Consider the following 16,313-nt stretch of genomic DNA (forward strand, 5'->3'; position numbering starts at 1 on the left):
TGCGGCACGGATCGTCGCTGGTCGGAGCGGTCGGCACCGGGTCGCGGTGAACGGCCGTTCACATCAGGCGATGCGAGTATGCCGCACACCGAACGTCCCGTCACCGGCTGCGACCGGCCGGGCCGCCCGGCCGCCGCCCCGTACCCTGGCGGGATGACCTCGCGCCCCGCTCCCGCCGAGCTCGCGGCCGTCCTGCGCGCGCTGCCCCCGTCGCTGGGGCCGGTGCGCCTGGTCGCCGTCGACGGGCACGCCGGCTCCGGCAAGACCACCTTCGCCGCCCGGCTGGCCGCCGCGCTCGACGACGCGCCGGTGGTGCACCTGGACGACCTCGCCACCCACCGGGAGCTCTTCGGCTGGGTCGGCCGGCTGCGGGAGCAGGTGCTGGAGCCGCTGGGCCGCGGCGAGGCCGCCGAGCACCGGGTGTACGACTGGACCGCCCGTCGCTTCTCGGGCACCCGGCGGGTGGAGCCCGCGCCGGTGGTGCTGGTCGAGGGCGTCGGCGCCGGCCGCGCCGAGCTGCGGCCGCACCTGGCGGCGCTGGTCTGGATGGAGCTGGACGCGGACGCCGCGAGCGCCCGCGGCCTGCTGCGGGACGGCCCCGGGCTGGCCGACTTCTGGCAGGGCTGGATCCGTGCCGAACGCGCCCACTTCGCCGCCGACCCCAGCCGTCCGCACGCCGGGATCCGGGTCGACGGAGTCACGGGGCGGATCCTCCGATGCACCGTCAGTGAGACCCCCACCCCCCTCTTGACCTGGGACGTCGCCGGGAACTAGGTTCTCCCTCGTCGCGAGATTCAGTTGAACTCGCAACATTAGACGCGGCACCTCCGGCTTGTTCCCCCGTGAGCCGGAGGTGCCGTTCCCCTTTCCCGGCCCCGTCCGCTCGCGCGGGGGCCGCCCCCGCGGCAGGCCCAACTCCGGTGCGCGCGCGGCGATCCGACTTGCCTCCGTACCCTTCCGGATCAGCCGTGCGCCGGTACGATTCCACGAAGGCGCGAATGCGCCCCGGGGGCTGCGCACACGGGGGGCGTCAGTGACGGTGGAGAGTTCCGGCGGCAGGAAGCCGCCCGGCGCGGGGCCGGACCGGGAGGCCGACCGCGCCTGGCTGCGCGCCATGGACGCGTACGCGGCGGGCTCCTACGCCCGCGCCGAGGAGGAGTTCCGCACGGCCGCCCGGCTCGACCCCGGCATGGCCGACGCCTGGCTCGGCCTGCACGCCCTGCGCAGCGACACCTCCGGCGCCCTGCTCGCCATGTACCGCGGCCGCTCCCGCTTCGGCGAGCAGCGCGCCCGCCACCGCCGGCCGCTCAGTTCCTGGTACTGGCTGGGCTGGTGGGTGCAGCCCGTCCTGGAGACCCCGCACGACCTCGCGCTCGCGCACACCTCGCACTGGCTCGACGGCCGCCACCTGCCCGAGCTCGACCAGGCGCTCGCCGACCTGCCGCCGCCCGAGCAGGACAGCGCGGTGCGCTTCCTGCACGCCTGCCGCTCCTACCTGCTGAAGGACTGGGAGCAGCTGATCCGCGACACCGACCGGCTGCTCGACGACCCGGTGCTCGGCATCGAGTCCGGCCTGTTCGCCGGGATGGCCCGGGTCCGGCTCGACATGTGCACCCAGGCCCAGGCGCCGCTCGCCGCCTCGCTCGCCCGCTGCCGCTCCGAGCAGCCGCAGCGCAAGGAGCTGCGCTACTGGCTCGCCCGCTCCTACGAGGGCGCCGGGCGCTCCGCCGCCGCCTTACCGCTCTACCGCGCGGTCCACCGGGCCGACCCCGCCTTCATGGACACCGCCGCCCGGCTGGCCGCCATCGCCACCGAGGACGGCCTGCTGGAGGAGGGCACCGCCGACCCGGCCGCCGGCGACATCGACGTGCTCGACGACGGCTACCCGGACGGGCTGGACGAGCGCACCGAGGAGCCGGTCGCCGAGCGCGGCCAGGGCGACGGCACCGCCGAACGCCCCGGCCCCGCCGAGCCGGCCGCGCCGATGCCGGTCCGCACCACCGGCAGGGCCGCCTCGCCCGCACCGTTCGCCCCCGGCCCGGCCGCGGCCCCCGCCGCCGCCCCGGCGCAGCGCGGGACGGACGGCGAACTGGCCGCCGCACTCGGCCAGCTGGAGCAGATGGTCGGCCTGGATCCGGTCAAGCGGCAGGTCCGGGCGCTCTCCGCGCAGCTGCGGATGGCCCGGCTGCGCGCCGAGCGCGGCCTGCCCGTCCAGCCGCCCAAGCGGCACTTCGTCTTCTCCGGCCCCTCCGGCACCGGCAAGACCACCGTCGCCCGGATCCTCGGCCGGGTCTTCCACGCCCTCGGCCTGCTCAGCGGAGACCACCTGGTCGAGGCCCAACGCGCCGACCTGGTCGGCGAGTTCCTCGGCCAGACCGCCGTCAAGGCGAACGAGCTGATCGACTCCGCGCTCGACGGCGTGCTCTTCATCGACGAGGCCTACAGCCTCTCCAACTCCGGCTACAGCAAGGGCGACGCGTACGGCGACGAGGCGCTCCAGGTGCTCCTCAAGCGGGCCGAGGACAACCGCGACCGGCTGGTCGTCATCCTGGCCGGCTACCCGGAGGGCATGAACCGGCTGCTCGCCGCCAACCCCGGCCTCAACTCCCGCTTCACCACCCGGGTCGACTTCCCCAGCTACCGGCCCGCCGAACTCGCCGAGATCGGCCGCGCGCTGGCCGCCGGCGACGGCGACACCTGGGACGACGACGCCGCCGACGAGCTCACCTCGATCTGCCGGCACGTCGTCACCGAGGGCTGGATCGACCAGCTCGGCAACGGCCGCTTCATCCGCACCCTGTACGAGAAGTCCTGCGCCTACCGCGACCTGCGCCTGTCCGCCCAGCCCGACCTGCCCACCCGCGACGACCTGGCCACCCTGCGCCTCCCCGACGTCCTCCAGGCCTACGGCGAGCTGATCGACTGATCGACGGCCGTTGGCGTCAGAGCCGCCCGTCGGACCCGACGGCGGCCTCGCAGGGCCCGCACAGCGTCAGCAGGATCCACCGGCCGCCGCGCCGCTCGGCGCCGTCCGCGCCGCACCGCTCGCAGGTGGTCCGGCTGCGCTCGGTGAACACCGCGACGATCTCGTCCAGCCGCCGGTCCTCGGCACGCGTCCAGCCCTCGCCCGGGGAGGCCTGGAAGGCCAGCTCGCCGAACTTCTGCTTCACCGCGTTCAGCCGGTACGCCGGGAACTCCGCCACCACCGCCCGGTGGCACTCCAGCGCCAGCGGCCACCACCCCCGCGCCACGTCCGTCGCGTACTCCGGCCGGCGGAAGTGCGGCTGCAGCGGGGCCAGCGCGGCGGGCGTGCCGGGGATCCGCCAGCCGGGGTGCCGGCCCATGTGGGCGAGCAGCGAGGTGGCCCCGGTCGGGAAGCGGTGCCCGATCGCGCCGGCGTAGACGCCGTACTCCTCGCGCACGTCGTCGACGAAGTGCCGGGCGACCGGCCACAGGCCGGCGGCGAGGTCCTCGTCGAGCGGGGAGGGCTGCCCGGTCGCGACCGCGATGTCCCAGGCGTGGACGGCGCAGTCCAGCGCGGCGGCGGTGGCGCCCAGCCAGACCGGCAGCTCGCCGAGCGGGGTGCGGACGGTCTCCGTGCCGGCCGGCAGCCCGGCGTACGCGTCGGCGGCGCAGCGCAGGCCCGCCTCCAGCAGCTCGGCGGGGTCGCCGTCCAGCGCGTCGACCGGGTTGAACCGCACCTCCACCGGGAGGATCTCCTCCCCCAGCGCGGCCCCGCCGTACCCGATCTGCCCGAGCCGGGCGTGGTTGAACACCTGCCGGACCGTCCACTCCGTGCACGGGGTCGGCGCGCCCCAGCGGTCGGCGGGTACGCCCGCGACGACCCGCCTCAGCCGGTCGTGTGCGGCGGCCAGGACGTCCAAGGCCCGAGCGGTCTCCATGAAGCCCCCAACTCCAGTGATCCGTACGCGATCTGACGGTGGAGCCTGTCACTCCGCAGCAGTAGGGTGCCGCCATGTCCTCCGACACCACCGAGTCCAGCGAGACCCCTGCCGCGGCCGCCCCCCGCCGCCGCGTCCCCTGGTACCTGAGCATACCGATCACCTTCGCGGTGATCCTCGCGCTTTTCCTGGCCGCCGCCCGCTTCGACCTCTTCCCCGGCCTGCCGAACCCGTTCGCCACCGAGGACAAGGACCGCAGCCAGCCGGTGGTGCTCAAGTCCATCCAGAACATGAGCCGTTACACCGCGGCGACCGGCAACTTCCAGGTGATCGTCGACCTCGACCAGGAGGCGAAGTTCCTGCCGTCCGCGCTGCTCGGCACCCGCAGCCTGTACGTCGGCGCGGGCAGCGTCGCCGCGTACGTGGACCTCGGCAAGCTCGCCGCCGGCTCGGTCACCGTCTCCGAGGACCGCCGGACGGCGACCATCGTCATCCCGCACGCCCAGCTGGCCGACGCCGCGCTGGACGTGAAGCGCTCCTACATGTTCTCCCAGCAGCGCGGCCTGTTCGACCGGATCGGCGACTTCTTCTCCTCCGACGGCGGCTCCGAGAACCAGCACAAGGTCGAGCTCCTCGCAGTCGACAAGATCCAGGCCGCCGCCAAGGAGACCAACCTGACCTCCGCCGCCGAGACCAACACCGTGGCGATGCTCCAGGGCCTCCTGCACTCCCTGGGCTTCACCACGGCGACCGTCACCGTCACCCCCTGACCGCGGGGCCGACCGGCCCCGCCGCGGCTCAGCGGGCCGCGGCGGGGCGGTGGTCGGGGTCGTGGACCTCGCCGACGAGCTCCTCCAGGACGTCCTCCAGGGCGACCAGGCCGAGCTGGCGGCCCTCCGGGTCGGTGACGGCGGCGAGGTGGGCGGCGGCGTGGCGCATGGCGGCCAGGGCGTCGTCCAGCGGCAGGGTGCCGCGCAGGACGGTGATCGGCCGCCAGAGGTCGGCCGGGACGGGGGCGTCCTGGTCCTCGACGTCGAGGGTGTCCTTGATGTGCAGGTAGCCCCGCACGTCACCGTCGTCGCCGAGCACCGGGAAGCGCGAGAAGCCGGTGCGGACGGCCAGCGCCTCGACCTCGCGGGCCGTGACGGCGGTGCCGACGGTCACCAGCTGGTCGGGCTGGAGCAGCACGTCGGTGACCGGCCGGCGGCCGAGTTCCAGGGCGTCCTCGAGGCGTTCGCGGCGGCTCTCGTCGAGCAGCCCGGCGTCGCCGGAGTCGGAGAGCAGGTGGAGCAGTTGCTCGCTGGTGAAGACGGAGTCCACCTCGTCCTTGGGCTCGACCTTGAACAGCCGCAGCACCGCGTTGGCGAAGGCGTTGAGGAAGCGGATCACCGGCGTCAGCCAGCGGGCGAGGCGGTCCAGCGGCGGGCCGAGCCACAGCGCGGCCTTCTCGGGCCCGGCCAGCGCGATGTTCTTCGGCACCATCTCGCCGAGCACCATGTGCAGGAAGACCACCACGGTCAGCGCGATGACGTAGCTGAGCAGGTGCATCGCCGACGCGGGGACGCCGATCGCGTGGAACGGCCCCTCCAGCAGGTGGGCGATGGTGGGTTCGGCGAGCGCGCCGAGCAGCAGCGAGCAGACGGTGATGCCGAGCTGGGCGGCGGCGAGCATCGCGGAGACGTTGGACAGCGCGTGCAGCACGGTGCGGGCCCGCCGGTTGCCGGCCTCGGCGAGCGGTTCGATCTGGCTGCGCCGCACCGAGATGACCGCGAACTCGGCCCCGACGAAGAACGCGTTGCCGAGCAGCAGCAGGAGCGCGGCGGCGAGTTGCAGCAGCGCGGTCATCGGTGGTCGTCCTTGTCGTCGTCGCTGTCGTAGGGGAAGCCGTCGTCGGTGCGTTCGACCCGGACCCGGCTGGTGCGGTGCCGGTCGACGGCGAGCACGGTGAAGCGCCAGCCGGGCAGTTCGGCCTGCTCGCCGACCGCGGGGAGCTTGCCGAGCAGGTCGGCGAGCAGGCCGCCGAGGGTCTCGTACGGGCCCTCGGGGCAGTGCAGGCCGATGGCTTCGAGCTGGTCGACGCGGGTGCGGCCGTCGGCGTCCCAGACGGGGTGGCCGTTCTCGGGCGGCAGCGGGACCAGCTCGGGGATGTCGGCGGGGTCGTGCTCGTCCTGCACCTCGCCGACGACCTCCTCGACGATGTCCTCGATGGTGGCGACGCCGGCGGTGCCGCCGTACTCGTCGACAACCACGGCCATCGGCTCGCGGCGGCGCAGCAGGTCCAACAGCCGTTCGGCGGGCAGCGTCTCGGGGACGAGCAGCGGCGGGCTGGAGAGGTGGCGGACCCGGGTGCGGTCGCGGCGCTCGGCGGGGACGGCGAGGGCGTCCTTGAGGGTGACGGTGCCGGTGACCTCGTCGAGGCTGTCGCTGTAGACCGGGAAGCGGCTGAGGCCGGTGGCCCGGGTCAGGTTGACCACGTCGGTGGCGGTGGCGTCCTGCTGGAGGGCGGCGACGTCGATCCGCGGGGTCATCACACTCTCGGCGGTCAGCTCGCGCAGGCCCAGGGTGCGGACGAACAGGGTGGCGGACTCCTCGTCCATGGCGCCGGCGGCGGCCGAGTGCCGGGCCAGCGAGACCAGCTCGTCGGGGGTGCGGGCGTGCCCGAGCTCCTCCTGCGGTTCGATGCCGAAGCCGCGGACGATCCGGTCGGCGCTGTTGTTGAGCGCGGCGATCAGCGGCCGGCAGGCGCGGGAGAAGGCGCGGTGGGGTCCGACCACGGCGTACGCGACCTGCAGCGGGGTGGAGATCGCCCAGTTCTTGGGGACGAGCTCGCCGATGACCATCTGCAGCACGGTGGCGCCGACCATGCCGACCAGCACGGCCACGCCGGTGGCGGCGGACTCGGGCACGCCGACGGCGACGAAGACCGGGGAGAGCAGGACGGACAGGGCCGGTTCGGCGAGCATGCCGACCACCAGCGAGGTGATGGTGATGCCGAGCTGGGCGCCGGAGAGCTGGAAGGAGAGCTGCTTGAGGGCCTTCAGCAGGCCCTTGGCGCGGCTGTCGCCGGCGGCCGCGGCCCGTTCGACGCTGCCGCGCTCGACGGTGACGAAGGCGAACTCGGCGGCCACGAAGAGGCCGTTGGCGAGGATCAGCAGGAGCGCGGCGACCAGCAGCAGCCAGGCGGTGATCACTGGGCCGCCCGCCTTCGGCTGCTGGTCGGGAAGGCGACGGCGCGGGTACTACCGGACGGGTCGTCCATCGAGGGGAGGTGTCACTCCTCAGGTCGCATTGGGTCCTACCAGCCTAGACGATACCGACCGGCAGTTAAGGATCTTGTCGGGCCGGCTCAGCGGCGTGCCGTGGACCGCTCGTCGACCAGGTCGCGCAGGGTGCGGGCGGCGTTGATCGCCTGCTCGCGGCCCCCGCCGGGCTGGATGCCGACGGCGGCCAGGGCGGTGCCGTCGGCGAGGTCGAGGATCACCCAGGGGTCGCCGGCCCGCAGGTTGACCCGGACCACCTCGGCCCAGGCCAGCCGGCGGCTGCGGACGAAGTTGACGACCGTCAGGCCGTCCTGGTCGGCGGTCACCCGGGGGCGGGCCAGCATCAGCCCGACCCCGGCGAACAGCAGTCCGCTGACCACCATCATGACCCGGTCGTTGAGGTGCCAGTTGGGCGGCAGCACCACCGCGAGCACGGCGAAGAGCACGACCAGGGCGCCGCTGAGCGGCAGCAGGACGGCACGGTTGCGGCGCGGGGCCCAGGTGACGGGCAGCGCGGCGGTCACGGGGTTGTCGACGGTGGCCACGGCGGTCAGAGGCGGCAGGCGTGGATGTTGGTGACCAGGATGGCGCGGGCGCCGATCGCCCACAGGTCGTCCATGATCCGCTGGGCCTCCTTGCGGAGCACCATCGACCGGACCGCGACCCAGCCCTCGGTGTGCAGCGGGGAGACGGTCGGCGACTCCAGGCCGGGGGTGAGGGCGACCGCGTCGCCCACCTTCTCGGCGCGGATGTCGTAGTCCATCAGCACGTAGCGGCGGGCCACCAGCACGCCCTGCAGACGGCGCAGGAACTGGTCGACGCCCGGGTCCTCGCCCGCGCCCTTGGGCCGGATGACCACCGCGTCGGAGATCAGGATCGGCTCGCCGAACACCTCCAGGCCCGCGTTGCGCAGGCTGGTGCCGGTCTCCACCACGTCGGCGATCACGTCGGCGACGCCCAGCTGCACCGCGGTCTCCACCGCGCCGTCCAGCTTGGTGACGGTGGCCTTGACGCCGTGCTCGGCCAGGTGCTGCTCGACCAGGCCGGTGTACGAGGTGGCGATCCGCATCCCGTCCAGGCCCTTGACGTCGTCGACGTCGACGCCGACCGGCTTGGCGAAGCGGAAGGTGGAGCCGGCGAAGCCGAGCGCCAGCACCTCCTCGGCGTTGGACGCGGAGTCCAGCAGCAGGTCGCGGCCGGTGATGCCGACGTCCAGGCGGCCGGAGCCGACGTACACCGCGATGTCGCGGGGGCGCAGGAAGAAGAACTCGACCTGGTTGCCCGGGTCGACCAGGACGAGTTCCTTCGCGTCCTTGCGCTGCCGGTAGCCGGCCTCATGCAGCATCTCCGCCGCGGGACCCGAGAGAGAACCCTTGTTGGGGACGGCGATGCGGAGCATGAGTCGGTAACCCTTCGCTGGGGTGGCAGGTGTGCGGTGCAGGGGTCGGTCGGTCAGAGGTACTTGTACACGTCGTCGAGCGTCAGCCCGCGCGCGATCATCATCACCTGAAGGTGGTACAGCAGCTGCGAGATCTCCTCGGCGGCCTCGGCCTCCGACTGGTACTCGGCAGCCATCCAGACCTCGGCGGCCTCCTCGACCACCTTCTTGCCGATGGCATGCACGCCCTGCTGGACGAGCTGCGCGGTACGGGAGGTCGCGGGGTCGCCGGTGGCGGCCTTCTGCTGGAGCTCGACGAAGAGCTCCTCGAATGTCTTCGAAGCCATGATGAGCTCACCTTACGGGGTGCGGGCGAGGCGGCGGTAAACGATTCCGGACCGTGGACAGTCCGGTGGACAACGCGTACCGGTACGGGCTAGCGCCGGGGCTCCGAGAGCGCCCGCAGGGTGGCGGCGGTGGAGACGGCGGCGGTGACCGCCTCGTGGCCCTTGTCCTCGGCGGAGTCCGGCAGGCCCGCCCGGTCCAGCGCCTGCTGCTCGTTGTCGCAGGTGAGCACGCCGAAGCCGACCGGGACGCCGGTGTCCACGGAGACCTGGGTGAGGCCGAGGGTGGCGGCCTCGCAGACGTACTCGAAGTGCGGGGTGCCGCCGCGGATCACCACGCCGAGCGCGACCACCGCGTCGTAGCCGCGGCCGGCCAGCACCTTGGCGGCGACCGGCAGTTCGAAGGTGCCGGGGACGCGGACGACGGTCGGCTCCTCGATGCCGAACTCCTTCAGCGCGCGCTCGGCACCGTCCAGCAGGCCGTTCATGACCTGGTCGTGCCACTGCGCGGCGACGACCGCGACCCGCAGGTCGGCGCAGTTCTTCGGGGTGAGGACGGGGGCTCCGTGGCCGGCCATGGTTGCTCTTCCTTCGTTGGCTGCTGTCAGGTGCTGCGGGGTGGGGTTCTGGTGGTTCAGTGCTGGTCGTCGTCGAGCCAGGGCAGCTCGTGGCCCATCCGGTCGCGCTTGGTGCGCAGGTACCGGAGGTTGTGCTCGCCGGCCGCGGTGGCGACCGGCAGCCGGCCCTTCACCTTGAGGCCGTGCTCGGTGAGCGCGGCGAGCTTGTCGGGGTTGTTGGTGAGCAGGGTGAGCGAGCGCACGCCCAGGTCGCAGAGCATCTGCGCGCCGATCGAGTAGTCCCGGGCGTCGGCGGGCAGGCCGAGGTCGAGGTTGGCGTCGACGGTGTCGCGGCCCTGCTCCTGCAGCTGGTAGGCGCGCAGCTTGTGGCCGAGGCCGATGCCGCGGCCCTCGTGGCCGCGCAGGTAGAGCACGACGCCGCGGCCGGCCTCGGCGACCTGGCGCAGCGAGGCCTGCAGCTGCGGGCCGCAGTCGCAGCGCAGCGAGCCGAACACGTCGCCGGTCAGGCACTCGGAGTGCAGCCGGACCAGGACGTCCTCGCCCTCGGGCAGCCTGCCGTCCTCGGTGAGGCCGCCGGCGACCAGGGCGAGGTGCTCGACGCCGTCGAGGGTGCCGCGGTAGCCGACGGCGGTGAACTCGCCGTGCTCGGTGGGCAGCGAGGTGACGGCGGCCCGGTCGACGTGCAGTTCGGTGCGGCGGCGGTAGGCGATCAGGTCCTCGATCGAGATGATCGCCAGGCCGTGCTCGCGGGCGAAGGCGACCAGCTCGGGCAGCCGGGCCATGGTGCCGTCGTCGTTGACCACCTCGGCGATGGCGCCGGCCGGGGCGAGGCCGGCCAGGCGGGCGAGGTCGACGGCGGCCTCGGTGTGGCCCGGGCGGACCAGCACGCCGCCCTCGACGGCGCGCAGCGGGAAGACGTGCCCGGGGCGGGTGAGGTCGGCGGCCTCGGTGCCGGAGGAGGCCAGCAGCCGGACGGTGCGGGCCCGGTCGGCGGCGGAGATGCCGGTGGAGACGCCGTCCCGGGCGTCGACGGAGACGGCGTACGCGGTGCCCTTGCGGTCCTCGTTGACCTGGGTCATCGGGGGCAGCTTGAGCCGGTCGAGCTCGTCGCCGGTCATCGGGACGCAGATCACGCCGGAGGAGTAGCGGATGGTGAAGGCCATCAGCTCGGGCGTGGCGGCGGAGGCGGCGAAGACGATGTCGCCCTCGTTCTCGCGGTCCTCGTCGTCCACCACGATCACCGGGCGGCCGAGGGCGATGTCGGCGACGGCGCGCTCGACGGGGTCGAGGACCAGCTCGTCGCGGGTCGGGTCGTCAGTCATGCCAGGGCCCCCTTCGGGCTGGTGACGGTACGGGTACGGGCCTTCGTCCACCAGCCGGCCAGGCCGAGCAGGACCAGGACGAAGTAGATGGAGAAGGTGAGCGCGGAGAAGACGTACCCGTGGGTGTACGAGTACGGGACGCCGATCAGGTCGACGGCGATCCAGGCGAACCAGAACTCCACCCAGCCGCGGGCCTGGGCGTACATCGCGGCCAGCGTGCCGACGAAGATGTACGCGTCCAGCCAGGGCGCCCAGGAGAGCTTGGGGAAGGCGGTGAAGAGCTCGGCGACGGCGAGGGTGCCGAGCGCGGCGCCGCCCACCAGGACCGCCCGCTCGCGCCAGTCGGCGAAGCGCACCGCGATCTCGCCGGTGTCCCGCCGCCCGCGGCGCCACTGGGTCCAGCCCCAGACCGCGGCGGTGATCACGATCAGCTGCTTGCCGATCAGGCCGGGGGCCTGGCCGCCCCAGTACGCCGCGATCAGCACCGCGCCGGCCAGCAGCTGGAGCGGCCAGCTCCACACCGAGCGGCGCCAGCCGAGGGCCAGGGCGCCGAGGCCGATCAGGTTGCCGATCATGTCGGCCCACTTCACCTGCTCGCCGAAGGCGGTGAACGCTATGCCGGTCAGCCAGCTCATTCGGTGCCTCCGGCGAGGGTGTCGGGGAGGGTGCGGGTGTCGAGCAGCCGCTCGACGTACTTGGCGAGGACGTCCACCTCCAGGTTGACCGGGTCGCCGACGGACTTGGCGCCGAGCGTGGTCAGTTCGAGGGTGGCCGGGATGAGCGAGACGGTGAAGGAGTCCAGGGCCGCCTCGACCACGGTGAGGCTGACACCGTCGACGGTGATCGAGCCCTTCTCCACCAGGTAGCGGGTGATGGACTGCGGGAGCGAGAAGCGCAGCACCTCCCAGCGCGGGTTACCCTCGGCGTCCAGGTCGCCGGGCTCGCGGGAGAGCAGGGCGCCGGTGGCGTCCACGTGACCCTGCACCAGGTGGCCGCCGAGCCGGGCGCCGAGCGCCATGGCACGCTCCAGGTTGACCCGGGAGCCGGGCTTCAGGCTGCCGAGGCTGGAGCGGACCAGCGTCTCGCGCATCACGTCGGCGCTGAACTCGCCGGTGGCCTTCGCCAGTTGCTCGTTGTCGTCGAGGACGGTCAGGCAGACGCCGTTGACCGCGATCGAGTCGCCGTGCCGGGCGTCGGACACCACGACCGGGCCACGCAGGCGGATCCGCGAGGAGTCGCCGATCTCCTCGATGGAGACGACCTCGCCGAGCTCTTCGATGATGCCGGTGAACACCCGGGTTCTCCTCGCGCTGGTAGGGCGCGGACTCCGGGGCGGCACATGGGAGTTGACACGGACAGGCGGTACGCGCGGCAACGGGACCGCTCCACCTCCGGGCGTCGTCGCCGCGGAAGGGAGTTCTCCCGTTCCGTTCCGCGCAGGCACCCCGGGAGGGGCCTGCGGTCGTACCTGGTCCGTCGCGCACGCCTCCCATCCGGACTTTAACCGTCGGTCCAGGAATTTCACCTGGTCAACCGGCCGCTGGCTGCGGACGGGTCGCGGACTGTAACCGCCGGTTCGGATTTTCACCGACCCCGGAGTGCGCTGAACGTCACTGCTACTGCTGCCAGCATTCTGCCACGCCGGGCACCGCAGCAGGAGGGATGTGTCATGTGGTCTGTTTCACGCCGCGACCGCCCGGTCACGGGGAATAGCCGGCCCCGCCCGGGCGCGACACATCACCGGACCGGGCGCACCCTGGGAGGAGCGAACGAGCGACCCCGCACGGAGGTGTGAGCGCGATGCCCATGTTCATGGATGTCCACCACGGGATGACCGGCATCACCGAGGAGCAGTTGAAGGCGGCGCACCAGGCCGACCTGTCGATCGAGGGCGAGGAGGGCGTGCACTTCCAGCAGGCCTGGGCCGACCCGGAGTCGGGCACGGTCTACTGCCTGTCCAACGCCCCCAGCCGGGAGGCCGTGCAGAAGATCCACGAGCGGACCGGCCACCCGGCCGACGAGATCCACCCGGTGCCGCTGGTGGTCTGAGCGCCGGCCCACAACCCGTTCCCCGACGATCGCCCGTCGGCTAGATTGCCGGTACGTGACGACGACTCCGCCGCAGACCGGCTCCCTGTTCGACGCCCTTCGGTCCACCGCCGTCCGCGACACCGCGCGGCTGCGGGAACTGTACGAGCGGCCCAGCGACCTGGTGAGCCGCAAGGCGGTGGACCGGATCCACGACGCGGCCCGCCGCTTCATCGCCTGCGCCTCCCTGGTCTTCGTGGCCAGCGCCGACGCGGACGGCCACTGCGACGCCACCCCGCGCGGCGGCCCGGCGGGATTCGTCGCGGTGCTCGACGAGTTCACCGTCGCGATCCCGGACGCCACCGGCAACAAGCGGCTCGACACCCTCCACAACATCGTCTCCACCGGCCGGGCCGGACTGCTGTTCGTCGTCCCCGGCCGGGAGACCACCCTGCGGATCAACGGCCGGGCCTGCGTCTCCGACGACCCGGAGCTGCTCGCCCGACTCACCCCCGTCGGCAAGCCGCCGCGCAGCGCGATCGTGGTGGCCGCCGAGGAGGTGTACCAGCACTGCCCGAAGTCCTTCCTGCGCGGCAACGCCTGGAAGCCCGAGCGGTGGCTCGCCCCGGACGCGATGCCCAGCTCCGCCGAGATCACCCTCTCCCACCTGCGCGACCCCTCGCTGACGATGGAGGACATCGTGCAGTCCGAGCGGGAGTCGCTGCTGTACCGGTACGAGTAGCCGGCACGAGCAGCCGGTACGAGCAGGACACCCAAGTAGTTCTTCGAGCCACCATAGGTCCGACTTATGGCCCCATAAGCCGGACCCCCGTACCGCCCGGACACCGGCGGCGAAAGGCTGGGCCCGTCCCCACCAGCCCCAGCCGAAGGAATCCGCCCATGCCTCGCCCCGTCCGGGTCGCGATCGTCGGTGCCGGCCCCGCCGGGATCTACGCCGCCGACGCGCTGCTGAAGTCCGAGCTCGCCGCCGACCCGGGGGTGTCCATCGACCTGATCGAGCGCCTCCCCGCGCCCTTCGGCCTGATCCGCTACGGCGTCGCCCCCGACCACCCGCGGATCAAGGGCATCGTCACCGCCCTCCACCAGGTGCTCGACAAGCCGCAGGTCCGCCTGTTCGGCAACGTCGACTACCCGAACGACCTGGCCCTGGAGGACCTGCACCGGTTCTACGACGCCACGGTCTTCGCCACCGGCGCCGACGCCGACCGGGACCTGCCGATCCCCGGCATCGAGCTCGACGGCTCCTACGGCGCCGCGGACTTCGTCTCCTGGTTCGACGGCCACCCCGAGGTCCCCCGCACCTGGCCGCTGGAGGCCGAGCAGGTCGCCGTCCTCGGCGTCGGCAACGTCGCCCTCGACGTCGCCCGGATCCTCGCCAAGACCGCCGACGAGCTGCTGCCCACCGAGATCCCGCCGAACGTGTACGACGGCCTCGCCGCCAACCGCGCCGTCGAGGTCCACGTCTTCGGCCGCCGCGGGCCCGCCCAGGCCAAGTTCTCGCCGATGGAACTGCGCGAACTCGACCACTCCCCCACCATCGAGGTCGTCGTCGACCCCGAGGACATCGACTACGACGAGGGCTCGATCGCCACCCGGCGCGCCAACAAGCAGGCCGACATGGTCTCCTCCACCCTGGAGAACTGGGCGATCCGCGACATCGGCGACCGGCCGCACCGCATCCACCTGCACTTCTTCGAGAACCCGGTCGAGGTCCTCGGCGAGGACGGCCGGGTCGTCGCACTGCGCACCGAGCGCATGCGGCTGGACGGGCAGGGCGGCTCGGTGGGCACCGGCGAGCACCGCGAGTGGCCGGTCCAGGCCGTCTACCGCGCCGTCGGCTACCGCTCCGACGAGCTCCCCAAGCTCCCCTTCGACGCACTGACCGCCACCGTCCCGCACCGGGCCGGCCGGGTACTGGAGAACGGCACCCACCTGCCGTCGCTGTACGTCACCGGCTGGGTCAAGCGTGGCCCGGTCGGCCTGATCGGCCACACCAAGGGCGACGCCAACGAGACCGTGGCCTGCCTCGTCGAGGACCAGCGGGCCGGCCGGCTGCTCGCCGCCACCGACCCGGCCGAGGACGCCGTCGTCGCGCACCTGCGCGAGCGCGGCACCGACTTCACCACCTGGGAGGGCTGGCAGCTGCTCGACGCGCACGAGAAGGCCCTCGGCGAGGCCCAGGGCCGCGAGCGGGTCAAGGTCGTCGAGCGGGACGCCATGCTCGACGCCTCCGCGAGCGACCTGCGCACCCCCTGACGCCCGCTCACCGCTCCGGCCCGGCCCCGCCCCACACGGCAGGTCCGGGCCGGAGCGCTGGAGCGCGGCTACTTGGCGACATCCATCACCATCGCACCGGCCGCGGCCCGCTGGACGGCCTCGCACCCCTTGTGCGCCGCCTCCTTGGTGGAGTAGCCCTGGCCGCTCGCCACGATCTCGCCGTTCCCGGCCTTCAACCGGAACCGGAACTTGCCGCTGGCGTCCTGGTAGACCTCGAACTTGCCCGCCATCTCGGTACCGCCTCTCCTCGGGACGCCCGGTGCGCGCCCACGACGCCACCGTCCGCCCCCGAACGGCGGGGCACCCGCCGCAGTACCGCCGTCCGGGTGAAACCGTCACCCCCCGCCCAACGCCCCCTACCCTGAGCGTCCATGGGATCCCCCGCGAAGACCTCGTACGTCTGCCTGCCCTGCCGAGCCTCCTACAAGCAGCCCTACCGGGGCGACCACGAACGCCGCTGCCCGCGCTGCGCCGGGCCGCTGGTCCACGTCGGCTCGGCCTTCGCCGCCCCCCGGCGCCGCGACACCGCCGCCTGGCGGACGCTCGCGGTCCTGCTGGAGGCGGGCGTCCGCTTCCACAAGAGCTGCTGCGGCGGCCCCGGCTACCGGCCGCGCACCCGCTTCGAGCTGCGCGAGCGCCTGGCCCACGCCGCCGCCACCGGCGAGCCCCTCGCCGAGGCGCTGGTGCGGCGCGAGCTGCCCGCCGCCCACGGGCACGGCACGCCGGCCCCGCAGTTCCTGGTGACCGGCGTCCGCCCGGTGCCGGGTACGGGCCTGGCGGTCACCGGCCGGGTGGTGGTGGGCCGCCTCGCGGTGGGCGCCCGGCTCTGGGTGCCGTCCGACGGCGTCTCCTTCGTCTCGGTGTCGGCGATCGAGCCCGTCCGGGACAGCGCGGAGCTGCTGGTGCGGGTGTCGGGCGCGAGCGAGGGTCAGGTGCGGGTGGGCATGGTGCTGGGGGGCTGATGAGCGCTGCGTCACGCGGCGTGGGGACTGGCCATTTGGCACGGAGTGTGGTCTTCTTGGGGAACTAAGTTCCCTACAGTTCGGATCATGTTCCGCAGCCCACCGGTTCGCGGGGCGGACTGGAGCGCCAGACCATGAGCGACACTTTCGACCTCTTCCGGCTGTCCGAGGAGCACGAGATGCTCCGGGAGTCGGTGCGTGCGCTGGCGGAGGCGAAGATCGCGCCGTTCGCCGCGGAGGT

At 73.2% G+C, this 16,313-nt stretch carries 18 protein-coding genes, 1 pseudogene and 1 riboswitch; of the genes and pseudogenes, 8 read left to right on the top strand and 11 right to left on the bottom strand.

All coding sequences use genetic code 11. The features are described from left to right. Nucleotides 1-153 precede the first annotated feature (153 nt). Both ACGFX4_RS32810 and ACGFX4_RS32815 read left to right on the top strand, forming a co-directional pair. Nucleotides 154-774, top strand: a complete 621-nt coding sequence (locus ACGFX4_RS32810; protein ID WP_393082265.1) for a uridine kinase — start codon at nucleotides 154-156, stop codon at nucleotides 772-774. A gap of 340 nt (nucleotides 775-1,114) precedes the next feature. Continuing rightward, nucleotides 1,115-2,926 (top strand): AAA family ATPase, encoded by a 1,812-nt coding sequence (locus tag ACGFX4_RS32815; RefSeq protein WP_393082317.1) that lies wholly within the window; start codon nucleotides 1,115-1,117, stop codon nucleotides 2,924-2,926. Nucleotides 2,927-2,942: 16 nt separating this feature from the next. On the opposite strand, the gene ACGFX4_RS32820 is transcribed toward ACGFX4_RS32815, so the two are convergent. Then, complete coding sequence (locus tag ACGFX4_RS32820) at nucleotides 2,943-3,902, bottom strand: TIGR03086 family metal-binding protein (RefSeq protein WP_393082268.1); 960 nt, start codon at nucleotides 3,900-3,902, stop codon at nucleotides 2,943-2,945. A gap of 74 nt (nucleotides 3,903-3,976) precedes the next feature. Here ACGFX4_RS32820 and ACGFX4_RS32825 point away from each other — a divergent pair, with 74 nt between their 5' ends. After that, on the top strand, nucleotides 3,977-4,672 hold the full coding sequence (locus ACGFX4_RS32825; RefSeq protein ID WP_345700404.1) for a DUF4230 domain-containing protein: 696 nt from the start codon (nucleotides 3,977-3,979) through the stop codon (nucleotides 4,670-4,672). A 28-nt stretch (nucleotides 4,673-4,700) separates the two neighbouring features. On the opposite strand, the gene ACGFX4_RS32830 is transcribed toward ACGFX4_RS32825, so the two are convergent. The 9 genes from ACGFX4_RS32830 to ACGFX4_RS32870 form a co-directional block, all read right to left on the bottom strand. Beyond that, nucleotides 4,701-5,747 (bottom strand): hemolysin family protein, encoded by a 1,047-nt coding sequence (locus ACGFX4_RS32830; RefSeq protein ID WP_393082271.1) that lies wholly within the window; start codon nucleotides 5,745-5,747, stop codon nucleotides 4,701-4,703. Continuing rightward, nucleotides 5,744-7,093 carry a hemolysin family protein gene (locus ACGFX4_RS32835; protein ID WP_393082273.1) on the bottom strand — a complete coding sequence of 450 codons (1,350 nt, stop codon included), beginning with the start codon at nucleotides 7,091-7,093 and terminating at the stop codon, nucleotides 5,744-5,746. Before ACGFX4_RS32835 ends, ACGFX4_RS32830 begins: the two co-directional genes overlap by 4 nt. Before the next feature lie 155 nt (nucleotides 7,094-7,248). Then, nucleotides 7,249-7,707, bottom strand: a complete 459-nt coding sequence (locus tag ACGFX4_RS32840; RefSeq protein WP_393082276.1) for a PH domain-containing protein — start codon at nucleotides 7,705-7,707, stop codon at nucleotides 7,249-7,251. Nucleotides 7,708-7,712: 5 nt separating this feature from the next. After that, a complete protein-coding gene (gene hisG, locus ACGFX4_RS32845; protein ID WP_393082279.1) occupies nucleotides 7,713-8,561 on the bottom strand; it encodes an ATP phosphoribosyltransferase in 849 nt (282 codons plus the stop codon). Between the two features lie 53 nt (nucleotides 8,562-8,614). After that, nucleotides 8,615-8,887, bottom strand: a complete 273-nt coding sequence (locus ACGFX4_RS32850; protein WP_345700399.1) for a phosphoribosyl-ATP diphosphatase — start codon at nucleotides 8,885-8,887, stop codon at nucleotides 8,615-8,617. A gap of 89 nt (nucleotides 8,888-8,976) precedes the next feature. Further along, the gene (gene ribH, locus ACGFX4_RS32855; protein WP_393082282.1) at nucleotides 8,977-9,462 is read right to left on the bottom strand and encodes a 6,7-dimethyl-8-ribityllumazine synthase; all 486 of its coding nucleotides are present in this window, start codon (nucleotides 9,460-9,462) and stop codon (nucleotides 8,977-8,979) included. 56 nt (nucleotides 9,463-9,518) lie between these two features. Beyond that, the gene (locus ACGFX4_RS32860) at nucleotides 9,519-10,784 is read right to left on the bottom strand and encodes a bifunctional 3,4-dihydroxy-2-butanone-4-phosphate synthase/GTP cyclohydrolase II (protein ID WP_393082285.1); all 1,266 of its coding nucleotides are present in this window, start codon (nucleotides 10,782-10,784) and stop codon (nucleotides 9,519-9,521) included. Then, nucleotides 10,781-11,419 (bottom strand): nicotinamide riboside transporter PnuC, encoded by a 639-nt coding sequence (locus ACGFX4_RS32865; RefSeq protein WP_393082288.1) that lies wholly within the window; start codon nucleotides 11,417-11,419, stop codon nucleotides 10,781-10,783. Before ACGFX4_RS32865 ends, ACGFX4_RS32860 begins: the two co-directional genes overlap by 4 nt. Beyond that, nucleotides 11,416-12,078 carry a riboflavin synthase gene (locus ACGFX4_RS32870; RefSeq protein WP_393082291.1) on the bottom strand — a complete coding sequence of 221 codons (663 nt, stop codon included), beginning with the start codon at nucleotides 12,076-12,078 and terminating at the stop codon, nucleotides 11,416-11,418. The genes ACGFX4_RS32865 and ACGFX4_RS32870 overlap by 4 nt, the downstream gene beginning before the upstream one ends. A gap of 183 nt (nucleotides 12,079-12,261) precedes the next feature. Continuing rightward, a riboswitch (FMN riboswitch) is annotated at nucleotides 12,262-12,389 on the bottom strand. 195 nt (nucleotides 12,390-12,584) lie between these two features. Between ACGFX4_RS32870 and ACGFX4_RS32875 the strand changes: the two genes are divergently transcribed. The 3 genes from ACGFX4_RS32875 (at nucleotide 12,585) to ACGFX4_RS32885 (ending at nucleotide 15,089) form a co-directional block, all read left to right on the top strand. Beyond that, the gene (locus ACGFX4_RS32875; RefSeq protein ID WP_393082294.1) at nucleotides 12,585-12,833 is read left to right on the top strand and encodes an SCO4226 family nickel-binding protein; all 249 of its coding nucleotides are present in this window, start codon (nucleotides 12,585-12,587) and stop codon (nucleotides 12,831-12,833) included. 55 nt (nucleotides 12,834-12,888) lie between these two features. Next, on the top strand, nucleotides 12,889-13,554 hold the full coding sequence (locus ACGFX4_RS32880) for an MSMEG_1061 family FMN-dependent PPOX-type flavoprotein (protein WP_393082297.1): 666 nt from the start codon (nucleotides 12,889-12,891) through the stop codon (nucleotides 13,552-13,554). Nucleotides 13,555-13,712: 158 nt separating this feature from the next. Next, entirely contained in the window at nucleotides 13,713-15,089 is a 1,377-nt protein-coding gene (locus ACGFX4_RS32885; protein ID WP_393082300.1) for an FAD-dependent oxidoreductase, read from the top strand. Between the two features lie 68 nt (nucleotides 15,090-15,157). On the opposite strand, the gene ACGFX4_RS32890 is transcribed toward ACGFX4_RS32885, so the two are convergent. Then, entirely contained in the window at nucleotides 15,158-15,340 is a 183-nt protein-coding gene (locus ACGFX4_RS32890; RefSeq protein ID WP_393082303.1) for a YegP family protein, read from the bottom strand. A 141-nt stretch (nucleotides 15,341-15,481) separates the two neighbouring features. On the opposite strand from ACGFX4_RS32890, the pseudogene ACGFX4_RS32895 reads away from it, so the two are divergent. Next, nucleotides 15,482-15,811, top strand: a pseudogene (locus ACGFX4_RS32895) (deoxyxylulose-5-phosphate synthase); the annotation flags it as partial. A 395-nt stretch (nucleotides 15,812-16,206) separates the two neighbouring features. Further along, on the top strand, nucleotides 16,207-16,313 hold a 107-nt coding region (locus ACGFX4_RS32900; RefSeq protein WP_393082320.1), incomplete at its 3' end, for an acyl-CoA dehydrogenase family protein.

The organism is Kitasatospora sp. NPDC048365 (assembly GCF_043200835.1).
Classification (GTDB): Bacteria; Actinomycetota; Actinomycetes; order Streptomycetales; family Streptomycetaceae; genus Kitasatospora; species Kitasatospora terrestris.

Excerpts from the sequence above, each read along its gene's own strand:
- hisG (WP_393082279.1), bottom strand. The coding sequence starts at position 8,561 with ATGCTCCGCATCGCCGTCCCCAACAAGGGTTCTCTCTCGGGTCCCGCG.
- ACGFX4_RS32810 (WP_393082265.1), top strand. The coding sequence starts at position 154 with ATGACCTCGCGCCCCGCTCCCGCCGAGCTCGCGGCCGTCCTGCGCGCG.
- ACGFX4_RS32830 (WP_393082271.1), bottom strand. The coding sequence starts at position 5,747 with ATGACCGCGCTGCTGCAACTCGCCGCCGCGCTCCTGCTGCTGCTCGGC.
- ACGFX4_RS32825 (WP_345700404.1), top strand. The coding sequence starts at position 3,977 with ATGTCCTCCGACACCACCGAGTCCAGCGAGACCCCTGCCGCGGCCGCC.
- ACGFX4_RS32875 (WP_393082294.1), top strand. The coding sequence starts at position 12,585 with ATGCCCATGTTCATGGATGTCCACCACGGGATGACCGGCATCACCGAG.
- ribH (WP_393082282.1), bottom strand. The coding sequence starts at position 9,462 with ATGGCCGGCCACGGAGCCCCCGTCCTCACCCCGAAGAACTGCGCCGAC.
- ACGFX4_RS32865 (WP_393082288.1), bottom strand. The coding sequence starts at position 11,419 with ATGAGCTGGCTGACCGGCATAGCGTTCACCGCCTTCGGCGAGCAGGTG.
- ACGFX4_RS32850 (WP_345700399.1), bottom strand. The coding sequence starts at position 8,887 with ATGGCTTCGAAGACATTCGAGGAGCTCTTCGTCGAGCTCCAGCAGAAG.
- ACGFX4_RS32820 (WP_393082268.1), bottom strand. The coding sequence starts at position 3,902 with ATGGAGACCGCTCGGGCCTTGGACGTCCTGGCCGCCGCACACGACCGG.
- ACGFX4_RS32885 (WP_393082300.1), top strand. The coding sequence starts at position 13,713 with ATGCCTCGCCCCGTCCGGGTCGCGATCGTCGGTGCCGGCCCCGCCGGG.
- ACGFX4_RS32890 (WP_393082303.1), bottom strand. The coding sequence starts at position 15,340 with ATGGCGGGCAAGTTCGAGGTCTACCAGGACGCCAGCGGCAAGTTCCGG.
- ACGFX4_RS32815 (WP_393082317.1), top strand. The coding sequence starts at position 1,115 with ATGGACGCGTACGCGGCGGGCTCCTACGCCCGCGCCGAGGAGGAGTTC.
- ACGFX4_RS32860 (WP_393082285.1), bottom strand. The coding sequence starts at position 10,784 with ATGACTGACGACCCGACCCGCGACGAGCTGGTCCTCGACCCCGTCGAG.